This window comes from Halomonas sp. (genome assembly GCF_014859505.1).
Taxonomy (GTDB): Bacteria; Pseudomonadota; Gammaproteobacteria; order Pseudomonadales; family Halomonadaceae; genus Halomonas.
This window is the reverse complement of the sequence record NZ_JACUUD010000102.1, coordinates 1-9,697: the sequence shown is the minus strand read 5'-3', so window position 1 is coordinate 9,697 and position 9,697 is coordinate 1. Positions and strand designations below refer to the sequence as shown.

General features: G+C 65.5%; 11 protein-coding genes. 5 read left to right on the top strand and 6 right to left on the bottom strand.

The features are described 5' to 3' along the window. The first annotated feature begins 281 nt into the window (after nt 1-281). Complete coding sequence (locus tag IBX53_RS12440; protein WP_290909685.1) at nt 282-1,478, top strand: MFS transporter; 1,197 nt, start codon at nt 282-284, stop codon at nt 1,476-1,478. A 58-nt stretch (nt 1,479-1,536) separates the two neighbouring features. On the opposite strand, the gene IBX53_RS12435 is transcribed toward IBX53_RS12440, so the two are convergent. Then, entirely contained in the window at nt 1,537-1,812 is a 276-nt protein-coding gene (locus tag IBX53_RS12435) for a metal-sensing transcriptional repressor (RefSeq protein ID WP_290909683.1), read from the bottom strand. 131 nt (nt 1,813-1,943) lie between these two features. Here IBX53_RS12435 and IBX53_RS12430 point away from each other — a divergent pair, with 131 nt between their 5' ends. The 4 genes from IBX53_RS12430 to IBX53_RS12415 all read left to right on the top strand — a co-directional run bounded on the left by IBX53_RS12430 (nt 1,944) and on the right by IBX53_RS12415 (nt 4,322). Further along, nucleotides 1,944-2,318: a hypothetical protein gene (locus IBX53_RS12430; protein ID WP_290909681.1), complete on the top strand. Its 375-nt coding sequence runs from the start codon at nt 1,944-1,946 to the stop codon at nt 2,316-2,318. 52 nt (nt 2,319-2,370) lie between these two features. Next, a complete protein-coding gene (locus IBX53_RS12425; RefSeq protein WP_290909679.1) occupies nt 2,371-3,105 on the top strand; it encodes a HupE/UreJ family protein in 735 nt (244 codons plus the stop codon). A 15-nt stretch (nt 3,106-3,120) separates the two neighbouring features. Continuing rightward, the gene (locus IBX53_RS12420) at nt 3,121-3,828 is read left to right on the top strand and encodes a hypothetical protein (protein WP_290909677.1); all 708 of its coding nucleotides are present in this window, start codon (nt 3,121-3,123) and stop codon (nt 3,826-3,828) included. 125 nt (nt 3,829-3,953) lie between these two features. After that, nucleotides 3,954-4,322, top strand: coding sequence for a hypothetical protein (locus IBX53_RS12415; RefSeq protein ID WP_290909675.1), 369 nt, complete (start codon nt 3,954-3,956; stop codon nt 4,320-4,322). Here the strand turns inward: IBX53_RS12415 and IBX53_RS12410 are convergent. The 5 genes from IBX53_RS12410 to IBX53_RS12390 form a co-directional block, all read right to left on the bottom strand. Beyond that, the gene (locus tag IBX53_RS12410) at nt 4,313-4,720 is read right to left on the bottom strand and encodes a hypothetical protein (protein ID WP_290909673.1); all 408 of its coding nucleotides are present in this window, start codon (nt 4,718-4,720) and stop codon (nt 4,313-4,315) included. The genes IBX53_RS12415 and IBX53_RS12410 overlap by 10 nt on opposite strands. 71 nt (nt 4,721-4,791) lie before the next feature. After that, complete coding sequence (locus IBX53_RS12405; protein WP_290909671.1) at nt 4,792-5,109, bottom strand: winged helix-turn-helix domain-containing protein; 318 nt, start codon at nt 5,107-5,109, stop codon at nt 4,792-4,794. A gap of 33 nt (nt 5,110-5,142) precedes the next feature. Then, a complete protein-coding gene (locus IBX53_RS12400) occupies nt 5,143-6,165 on the bottom strand; it encodes a hypothetical protein (protein WP_290909669.1) in 1,023 nt (340 codons plus the stop codon). A gap of 151 nt (nt 6,166-6,316) precedes the next feature. Continuing rightward, complete coding sequence (locus tag IBX53_RS12395; protein ID WP_290909667.1) at nt 6,317-7,624, bottom strand: carboxylate--amine ligase; 1,308 nt, start codon at nt 7,622-7,624, stop codon at nt 6,317-6,319. A gap of 84 nt (nt 7,625-7,708) precedes the next feature. After that, nucleotides 7,709-9,697: hypothetical protein (locus tag IBX53_RS12390; RefSeq protein WP_290909665.1), on the bottom strand; the 1,989-nt coding region annotated here is incomplete at its 5' end.

Here is a 9,697-nt window from a genome sequence, read left to right as displayed (position 1 = left end):
CTAGGTAAAGGAAAGGAGACTCCACAAGGGCAGGTCAGCCGCGAATGAGCTGGGCGCCGGGCGGCACCGGGTAACGGAGCTCGTTGCAGTCGCCGGGCGGTGGCTGCTGGCCATCCGGCCGATCCGGATACCAGATGCGCCATGATGCGCGACATCGCCCCGACTTGCCCAGCATCCATTGTTCTAGCGGCACTCAGAGGCTAGTCTACTCATATCCCCCTGGGGGGGATGTGAGTCAACATGCCTGGTGGCCTTGGGCCACCTCTCGCAAGAGGGTTCGTATGGAGCTGTTTCGGGATCGTCGCTATCGCCACCTGTTCTCCGCTCAGGTCATCGCCCTGATCGGTACCGGCCTGACCACGGTCGGTCTGGCGTTGCTGGCCAGCGAGATGGCCGGGGAGCGCGCCGGCGAGGTGTTGGGCACGGCGCTGGCCATCAAGATGATCGCCTATGTGGGCATCGCCCCGGTGGTGGGGGCCTATGCCACTCGGCTGCCACGGCGCGCCCTGCTGGTCACCCTCGACCTGCTGCGCGCCGCGGTGGTGGTGAGCCTGCCGTTCGTGACCGCGGTGTGGCAGATCTACCTGCTGATCTTCCTGCTCAACGCCTGCTCGGCGGGCTTCACGCCGGTCTTCCAGGCCACGATTCCCGATATCTTCGAGGACGAGCGCCGGTACACCCAGGCGCTTTCCCTGTCACGCCTGGCCTATGACCTCGAGAACCTGCTGAGCCCGCTGCTCGCCGCGCTGCTGCTGGTGGTGCTCTCCTTCAACCTGCTGTTCGTGCTGAATGCGGCGGCCTTTCTGCTCTCGGCGTTGCTGGTGGTCAGCGTGTCGCTGCCCTCGCCGCACCCTCAGCCTGCCGGCGGCGGGGTCTGGGATAGGCTGACCCAGGGCATGAGGCGTTACCTGCACACTCCGCGGCTGCGCGGTCTGCTGGCCCTCAACATGGCGGTGGCCGCGGCCGGTGCCATGCAGATCGTCAATACCGTGGTCTATGTGCGTCATGCGCTGGGCATGGGGCAGACCCACGTGGCCATCGCCTTCGCGGCGGCGGGAGGCGGGTCGATGGTCGTCGCACTCAGCCTGCCCCGGCTGCTGGAACGCCTGGACCAGCGGCCGGTGATGCTGGCGGGCGGCCTGCTGATGAGTGCCAGCCTGGTGGCGGGGCTGACGGCGCCGGGCTTTGCGCTGTTGCTGCTGCTGTGGTTCGTGCTGGGCGCCGGGGCCTCGATGGTGATGACGCCCACCGGCCGGCTGCTCAAGCAGTCCTGCCGGGCCGAGGAGCGCCCGGCGCTGTTCGCCGCCCAGTTCTCGCTCTCCCACGCCTGCTGGCTGGTGGCCTATCCGCTGGCCGGCTGGCTGGGAAGCGCCCTGGGCATGATGTCCGCCTTCGCGGTCCTGGCCACCCTGGCCCTGGCCGCCACCTTGCTGGCCGCTCGACTGTGGCCGGCAGAAACGGCCGAGGCGTTGGCCTGAGCAAGCGAGGCGTGCCCTGCCGTTGACGGTGGGAGGCCAGGTGGGGCCAGCCACGCCGCTACAGGTAGCGGACGATGGCCTTGAACTCGTCGATATGGGCCTGCTGGCCCTCTGTGCTGTCGCCGATGGCCTCATCCAGGCAGTGGTCGATGTGATCCTGCACCAGGGTCCGCTTGGCCTGCTGGATGGCCTTCTCCACGGCATGCAGCTGCTGGGCGACATCGAGGCAGGGGCGACCCTCCTCGATCATCCGGGTGACGCTCTGCAGGTGGCCCCGGGCGCGGTTGAGCCGCTTGATGATGGCGGGGTGGCTCTCGTGGGCATGTGGTGGCATCTTTAGCTCCCTGTCGTTGTTTCTATCCCCATGGGGAGGATGGTAAGCTCCTGCCGGCAGCGTGCCAATGCCGCCTGTCTCGGCCTGGCACCTGCGTTCCCAGTTTCCGCTCTCATCCTGGTTGTCTTTTCATGCTCCACCGGCTGCGCCATCGCCTTGGCTACCTGATCCTGCTGCTGCTGTTCGTGCCCGGCCTGGTCCTGACCAGTGCCGGCGAGGCGCGTGCCCATGGGCCGCTGATCGCATCACCGATCGAGGCGGCGCAGCAGGAGGCGGAAAGGGACAGCCATGGGCACTCCCATCTCCATGAGCATGACCACGGGGATGGTCGCCACCTTCACCACGACAGCGGCAGCCATTTCCACGAGACGGCGGATCGCCTCGGCACTGGCGTCAGCCTGGCGTCGGGGTTCCGTGACGCCCCGCAGACGATCGCTGGCCACGGCGTCCCGCTGCGCCGCGTCTATCGCCTGGAACGCCCCCCACGGCCGGCCATCGCTGGATGACCGGGGCCGTCCGCCGGACGGCCGATACCCAAGACAGACCCGTGGAGGTTTCATGTTCCCATCCCGAATGGGGGATGCGCTCGGCTTGCCTGACAAGGCCCGACGCCATGCCCTGACGCTGCTCACGCTGCTGGTGCTGCTCCTGGGCGCCAGCGGTGATGCCCTAGCCCACGCCGTTGCCGAGGGCGACAAGGGCTATATCCAGGAAATTTACGGCGTTCACCTGCTCTCGTTCGTCTACCTCGGCGCCAAGCACATGGTGACCGGGTACGACCACATCCTGTTTCTGTTGGGGGTAATCTTCTTTCTCTACCGGATGCAGCACATCGCCATCTACGTCAGCCTCTTCGCCATCGGTCACTCCACGACCATGCTGCTGGGGGTCTACTACAACATCGGCATCAACAGCTACCTCATCGATGCCATCATCGGGCTCTCCGTCGTCTACAAGGCGCTGGACAACATCGGCGCCTACCAGCGCTGGTTCGGCGTTCAGCCCAACACCAAGGCGGCGACGCTGATCTTCGGGCTGTTCCACGGCTTCGGCCTGTCGAGCAAGATTATCGAGTACGAGATCTCGCCTGACGGCCTGGTGCCCAACCTGCTGGCGTTCAACGTCGGGGTGGAGGTCGGCCAGCTGCTGGCCCTGAGCGCCATCCTCATCGTCATGGGCTTCTGGCGGCGCACCGCCGGTTTCCTGCGCCATGCCTACACCGCCAACGTCGCCATGATGTGCGCCGGTTTCATGCTGGTCGGTTACCAGCTCACCGGCTATTTCGTCGCCTGATTCAGGGAGTTACCGATGTACAACACCGACCTACCCACCCGGGCCGAGCTGCCCTCGACCGGCAAGCTGGTTCGTTCCACCCTGGTGGCCGCCGTGGTGGCCGCCGCCCTGCTGGTGACCGTGGTGCTGCCGGCGGAGTACGCCATCGACCCCACCGGCGCGGGGCGCCTGCTGGGCCTGACCGAGATGGGACAAATCAAGCAGCAGCTGGCCGAGGAAGCCGAGCTCGATCGGGTGGCGACACAGGCCGCCGCGAACGAGGCGTCGCCTGCCTTGGCGGAGCCGCCGGCTATCGCCTCAAACGGCGAGGCCGAGCCTGCCCAGGAAATGGTGCAACCCGAGGCCGACCAGGCGGTGGCGGACGCCACCTCCACTCAGGAGCAGGTACCGAAGGCGAACGGGTCAGCCAGCTGGCGTGACGAGGTGAGCTTCACCCTGACCCCGGGCGAAGGCACCGAGTACAAGCTGACCATGGAGGAGGGGGCCGTCGCGACCTTCGCCTGGATCTCCGAGGGGGGACCGATCAACTTCGACACCCACGGCGACGGCAACGGCAACTCGATCAGCTACCAGAAGGGCCGCGGCTTGCCCGAGGACGAGGGCGAGCTGGAAGCGGCCTTTACCGGCAACCACGGCTGGTTCTTCCGCAACCGCAACGGAAGCGATGTGACCGTGGTGCTGCGCGTCAGCGGTGACTACGGGGAGCTGAAGCGCATGCTGTAAACCTGGGCAAGGCCCACATCGCCCCGGCCGCCAGGTCGGGGCGATGTCTTTTTCGGCCGACAACCCCCCACGGGGCGCCCCCGGATGCCACACTGGGACCGACCCCTTCTCATCAGGAGCACGCCATGAGCAATGGACCCTACGGGCAACTCGCCTGCGGCTGCGGCGTGGTATCGCTGCTGATATGTGGTGCCCCCCTGGGCGTCGGCCGGGATGCCGAGGGCGAGCCCGTGACCTTCTGGCCGCTCTCGGCCATCCAGCTCGGTCAGGGAGCCGACGAGCTCCAGATCTCGCCGGTTGTCAGTGGCGGCGACGCCTGGCACTGCCGGCGCTGCGACGAGCGCCTGCTGCATGCCGATGAAGAGGCCGAGGTGGCGGTGCTGGCGGGTCTACCGGAGGATACCGACGGGTCAGGCGTGGGGCTGACGACCTCGCAGCAGCGCCGCCTCGAGGCGCTGGGCTATCGGGTCCTGGCGGGTGCCTCTCAGGAGTGACGTTTCCAGCCGTGCAGCAGGTAGCGGGTGGCGCTCTGCCAGCGCGAGGCATCAGGGGATGACGGCGTGCGGTCCAGGGCGTCGATGGCCCGCTTGAGGGCCTCGAGGATGGCGTCCAGGTGACGGTGGCAGAGGGTGCTGTCGAGGCCGCCGGGGCAGCGGGAAAGGAGCTGTTCACAGGCCTCTCGGGCGCTCTCGAGGGCCTCATGGGCATCGGCGGGCAGCGTCGCCTCCTCGCTGCAGGCCGTGAGTTCGCGGCAGAGCATGCCGAGCATCCGGGTGTCGAGCCAGCAGGGCAGGCCGTCGCCGGCCTTGCCGGCCATGGACTCCTTGATGGCGCGGAAGGAGCCCCGCAGGAAGACGGCGGTGTAGTACGCCTTGGGGCGCTCTGTGCTCATGCGCGATGTGCTCATGATAGGCCGTGATGTGATATCAAGTGATAATGAGTATCAATTGTGATGGGTTTCCCTCAGCGGGTCAACGTTGCCTCCAGCGGTGGGTAGCCCAGTGCCTGGCGCAGCGCCTCGGCACGGGCGGCGACCCAGTCGGGGTCGATGGGCCCCCAGTCGCGCAGCACATAGGCGCCGATGTTGTGGCGTGCCCCTTCCTCGTGCTCGAACTCGCAGACGATATCCAGCTCGCCCAGGGCGGAGAGGGTGTCCTGGGCGGTGCGCCGCGGCATTCCGGTGGCGGCCATCACCGCCGGGATGCTGGCGATGCCCTGGGATACCAGATAGGCCACGTAGAGGCGACGGTAGAAGCTGGATTTTGTCTTGCTGAGCGTCATGGGGCTCCTCGATTCGGGTGGCTCATGATGGACTCACAGGCGCACGCGGTCGATCTCGCGTCGGAAGTACATCTCCAGGCGCAGGTCCAGCGCCCAGCGCGGTTCTCGGTCCGACTCGCGGGGGAAGTGCAGGGTGGGCGCCACGTCCAGGAAGAGGATGCCGCGATGCAGGTTGCGCCGGTAACGGGTCTGCAGGTAGGTGTCCTCGATGGTCGGGCTGGAGCCGCTCTCTCCCAGCGCCACGGCGCTGTAGCGGATGGCTCGGCGACGATCGATGCGCCGATTGAGCTCCACCGCCTGGCTGAACTCCAGGTAGTCGACTTCTTCCCGCCACTGCACGTTGCTGATGAAGCGCAGGTGGCGGTTCTCGTCCACGGGGCGACCGATATCCCAGCGGGTGCGAGCGGAGTAGCCGTCCTTGTTGAACCAGGAGAGGCGGTTGTCGCTCTCCAGTTGCCAGGGCCCGTCGTTGAGGGTCCAGAGGCGCTGGGAGATCACTCGGGCGTAGGGGTCCAGCGGCAGCCGCACCCGAACGCCGGCGCCCACCTGGGTGTTCCAGCGCTCGCTCTTGTCACGCTGGCCCAGGCGGTTGAGGCCGATGCGCAGGCTCTCCACGCCGCTGATGCGGTCTTCCACCAACTGGTTGTCCTGCTCGGCCAGGGTGCCCTGGGTCTCCTCGGGCTCGCTCTCGATGATCAGGCGCAGGCGCTCCTCGGTGGTGGGCAGGTCGAGGCGGAAGCGGGCGCCGATGTCCTGCTGGAGGGAATCGCCCTCCTTCCAGCGCCAGCCCTGGCTGATGCGCAGGTAGGAGTCGTTCTCGATGGTGAGGGCATCGGTGGTGCCGAAGAAGCCGTCGAGGCGCCGCGAGGTGGTCTCGACCCAGTGCGATACGCTGTCGTATAGGGGGTCGATCTGCTCATTGGCCCAGAGAGGCAGGTCGCTGTCGTTTTCCGGAACGGTGACGGCATCGTGCTCGCCGTCGTGGGGTTCCGCTGGGGTGTCGGCGTGAGCACCCAGGGCGGCACAGGCAGCCAGTGCGATCAGTATCTTTCTCATCCGTGGGCTCCGTTCTTGTGTTCCCTGGCTGTCAGTCTATCCGCGAAAGCGGCCGGCGTCGCCAACGCCATGTGTCCCATGAAAAGGGGCAGGGCCTATGCCCTGCTCCCGGTCATGTCAGCCTGGGTGCGAGTCGGTGTGGAACGTGCCCCTAGACGTAGAAGTCCAGGTCCTCCTGAGCCTTGAGCAGATCCCGCATCACGATCGGGTCGTCACCGAAGAAGAAGATCAGCCCCCAGTGCGTGCCGAATGCCGCGCGGTCCGGTACCGTCTCTTCGGTCGGCGCTACCAGTTCGTGATACTCGAAGTAGGGGTGTTCGATGGTTTCCTTGGGCATCTCCAGCTTGCTGACGACGCGACGCCTCGGGTAGACGCCAAAGCAGCCCGCATAGCCTTTCGCGTCGACCACCTCGCGGGGGAAGAAGGCTTCGACCTCCTCCCTGGTGCTCTTGGGGTCGAAGACCAGCATCGATGCCTGATAGGCGCTGAACCCGTAGGCACGTTCGATGAGTTCGAAGGCCTTGAACCCGGGGGGACGATAGGCGATCTCGCCGAAGTACATCTCGCCATCCGACGCCACGAAGTACTCGGGGTGGATCAGGCCGAACTGGATGTCGAACGTCTTGATCAGCTTCTCGATCTGCTTGGTGATGGCGTTACGCCAGCTCTCGAGCTCCCGTGTGGCGGGCACGAACACCGAGTAGCCCAGTGTCACGTACTCGGAGATATTGAGGAACTTGATCTCGCCATCATGGATCCAGGCCTCGACGGCAAATTCCCAGCCATCGAGGTGGCTTTCCATCAGCAGGGGATACTCTTCGGCGGGTATGCTGTCGATCTCTTCGATCTTGCGGATCATGCGGTGCCCGAGACAGCCGGCCTTGTCGAAGGCCTTGACGTGGATCGGGTCATCGGGGTCACCGTCGAGCTTGAGCAGCGTCTGGTTGACGCGTTTCATGAAGCGGATGATGTCCTCCTTCTCGTGGGCTTCCTCGAAGATCCCCACGCGAATGCCGCCGAGCTGGGCACGGCGTTTCATCAGCGCCTTGTCCCTGAACAGGATGGACTGCCCGAACATGCGGGGGTTGTCCATCAGGACGGAGTTGATCGCGCCGGACCATTCGACGGTTTCCTCGAACAGCGGGATGGCCACATCAACGCCTTCCTCCTTGAGCCGCTGTGCGATCTCCACGGAGCGATCGTTCAGGCGCAGGAAGTCCCACTGTATGTAGGGGATCTTGTTGGCTTCGCAGAAATCGGCGGCCCAGTCGGGCGCGACCACCACGTAGCGGCGATCAAACTTCTGTGCGGCCTTGATGGCATTGACGCTCCAGCCCAGCAGGGCGATGTAGCCCTTGTTGGGGTCCTTGGGCGTTTCGGTTCCCTTGACCGAATCCAGCGACGGATCGATCCAGCTCGAGACGTCTTTGGCGTCCGGGGTTTCTGTTACGGTCGACATCTATTGTTCTCCTTCTGCCTGGGGCAGGTAATTGACGCTTGATCTCGAGCGCTATTGTCCAGCTTGACTGCCGAGCATCTGCGGTTAGCGACCCGACGCCCAGCTATCCTGGGCCAGACCCATGGCCTGATCCACTTCACCGGCTGGAACTTCAGCCGGGTCGCCCTTCTCGAGCGGGTCGTAGTGAAAGACATACAGCCTGGAGGCGAACTGGGCGACCGGCAGCGATGCCTCACCAAAGAGCTCTCCATTGCCCTGGGTCGAGGTGACGATCTCCTGCCCCCAATCCTGCCCGCTGTCGTTGTTGGGATTGAAGAAGTAGACCCGCATCACTTGGCCGGGATCGAGAGCGAGACGCTGGATCGTGATGGCGTGCCAGCCGAGAAAGCGCGTGGCGCTATCGGTCACGGCAATCCCCGCCGGTTGCGGATTGATGACCGGGATATTGTCGTTGTAGAAGGGGTGATAGGCCGCATAGAAGTCGCGGATGAACCCCTCGAAGTCCTTCAATCCGCCGGTAAACACATCGACCGCGATGCGAAAGCCATGGCCCACATGGTCGCCATGGAACTCGGCGTTGACCCATTTGTGCGGGTCCTCTCCGCGTCCGATGCTGCGTCGTCCCATTTCGAAGTAGACGCGGTCGAGGTGCGGCACGGTCAATAGCGAGACCGCGTCGACCTCCACCGGGGGGGTAGTGGCCAGGCCGTCGCCCAGCTCCCGGGAGGAGAGGCTGTTGCCTTCGAAACGCATGATCACTTCATCGTCGCGGGCCGCCCAGGCGACGACGCGCAGCAGCTCTGCCGGGGTATTGTAGGCCCACATGGACAGGGCGCGCGTCGACTGGCAGGTGGGGTAGTTGCCCTGGCCCACGCCCAGCGGAGAGCCGAGCACGTTGAGGACGTCGGCGAGCAGGAAGCATTCCGGCGAGCGCCGGGTTCCGAAGACGGCGACGATCTTCTTTGCCGCGGCATCGCACAGCGACAGTCTTAACTGCCGCCACAGCGAGGGCGCCACCGGAGGCGAGTACAGGATGCCCCGCTCGAGCAGCATGGCCAGACCATAGGCGGCCTGGCTGGTGTCGGGAAACAGGGCCTCATCGATCAGGGTGTGAATCAGCGCCGGGTAACAATGAAAGGCGTCTTCCCCCGTCTGGCTCAGGCCCAGTGCCGTGGGAATCAGCGCGTTCCATCGCTGGCGCAGGTAACGGATGAACCCCGGCATATAGGGCGAGACCAGACCGGTGCCGTGCATGGCCTGGGCAAAGGCAATGGCCTCCTGCAGCAGGGTCGCGTCGTCCATGCTGGCCAGTCGCTCGGCGTAGACGTCAAGGCCGGGATCCTCGCGGCAGCCTTCGGTGGGTCCGAAGACGGCATCGACCAGCTTGCGGGCATCCTCTCCGGCCTCACCCGTCTGGGTGTCCGGCCTGTTCAGGCAGGCGGCGATCTGGGTCACCATCTGCTTGACGCCATCGACCTGGACCGGGCGCTGCGCCTGGATTCGCCATACCTCGGCTACCAGCTGCTCCAGGAGATTCTGGTAGCCCAGGTGGTCGAGCAGGTAGCGATACAGGCTCTGAACGGCGTAGCCGAGCCGATCAGGCCGCAGCCGATCGCTCTCCTGCAGGTCGCTGACCACTATGTCGAGGTTCATGGCCATCACCTGGGCGAGGAAGTGATTGGCGTGCTCCGCCGAGACCGACGGGTGGGAATAGTCGCCCTTGGCAACGGCCAGCAGGCGAATCTGGCTCAGGCTCTCGACCAGGGTGGCGATCGGGTCGCCGTGGCGTACGGTCCGCATGGCGAGGGAGGGCACCAGCGTCTGGGGATAGTCCCAGTCGCTGCCGCGGAAGAAACCGGCGGCCTCGATCGCCGGGACACGCGCACAGAGGGCGTCGAGGCCTCTGGCATCGAACAGCAGGGGCCTCGCCGCATCGATGACCTCGAAGACGGGGGAGACTTCTGCAACGGCATTCGCGGCGGCCAGCCGCTCGATGGCAGCGTCGAGCTGATTCACTAGCTCGCCTGGAATGTCGTCATCATGGTGGGCGGGTTCGTGAACATCTGCACTCAT

Excerpts from the sequence above, each read along its gene's own strand:
- IBX53_RS12405 (WP_290909671.1), bottom strand. The coding sequence starts at position 5,109 with ATGACGCTCAGCAAGACAAAATCCAGCTTCTACCGTCGCCTCTACGTG.
- IBX53_RS12400 (WP_290909669.1), bottom strand. The coding sequence starts at position 6,165 with ATGAGAAAGATACTGATCGCACTGGCTGCCTGTGCCGCCCTGGGTGCT.
- IBX53_RS12410 (WP_290909673.1), bottom strand. The coding sequence starts at position 4,720 with ATGAGCACAGAGCGCCCCAAGGCGTACTACACCGCCGTCTTCCTGCGG.
- IBX53_RS12440 (WP_290909685.1), top strand. The coding sequence starts at position 282 with ATGGAGCTGTTTCGGGATCGTCGCTATCGCCACCTGTTCTCCGCTCAG.
- IBX53_RS12435 (WP_290909683.1), bottom strand. The coding sequence starts at position 1,812 with ATGCCACCACATGCCCACGAGAGCCACCCCGCCATCATCAAGCGGCTC.
- IBX53_RS12395 (WP_290909667.1), bottom strand. The coding sequence starts at position 7,624 with ATGTCGACCGTAACAGAAACCCCGGACGCCAAAGACGTCTCGAGCTGG.
- IBX53_RS12430 (WP_290909681.1), top strand. The coding sequence starts at position 1,944 with ATGCTCCACCGGCTGCGCCATCGCCTTGGCTACCTGATCCTGCTGCTG.
- IBX53_RS12415 (WP_290909675.1), top strand. The coding sequence starts at position 3,954 with ATGAGCAATGGACCCTACGGGCAACTCGCCTGCGGCTGCGGCGTGGTA.
- IBX53_RS12425 (WP_290909679.1), top strand. The coding sequence starts at position 2,371 with ATGTTCCCATCCCGAATGGGGGATGCGCTCGGCTTGCCTGACAAGGCC.
- IBX53_RS12420 (WP_290909677.1), top strand. The coding sequence starts at position 3,121 with ATGTACAACACCGACCTACCCACCCGGGCCGAGCTGCCCTCGACCGGC.